The following is a 384-nucleotide window of genomic DNA, read 5'->3' as shown; positions in this document are numbered from 1 at the left end:
CGTGGTCGTCGCGAACGACCCGATCACCGGCCAGGGCTCGAACTCGGCGTCCAAGTGCGCGGCCTCCTACCTGTCGTCGATCCTGATGCACGGGGACAAGCCGTTCGACGAGGCGTGGATGAAGGCCACCTTCGACAAGTTCTGGTTCACGACGGGCAAGCCGGTGACCCAGTGGACCAACGCGATGCTGGGCGTACCGCCGGAGCACGTGCTGAACCTGATCGGGGCGGCCGGGGAGCTCCAGCCGGTGGCGGATCGTTTCGCCAACGGCTTCGACAACCCGGCCGACTTCGACGCGTACTTCTACGACCCCGAAGACGCGCAGGACTACTTGGACGAGGTCGCGTCCGCGGCCGGCTCCTCGGCCGGGTCCGGAGCCTCCGC

The 384-nt window shown here is 68.0% G+C and carries 1 pseudogene; it reads left to right on the top strand.

Going from position 1 to position 384, the window contains the following annotated elements:
- A pseudogene (locus tag G3I78_RS50745) lies at positions 1–384 on the top strand (FAD-binding oxidoreductase); the annotation flags it as partial.

Origin of the sequence: Streptomyces sp. SID13726 (assembly GCF_010548375.1) — a bacterium.
Lineage (GTDB): Bacteria > Actinomycetota > Actinomycetes > Streptomycetales > Streptomycetaceae > Streptomyces.
Note: the sequence above shows the minus strand (reverse complement) of the source record. Positions and strands in the feature narration are given on the sequence as shown.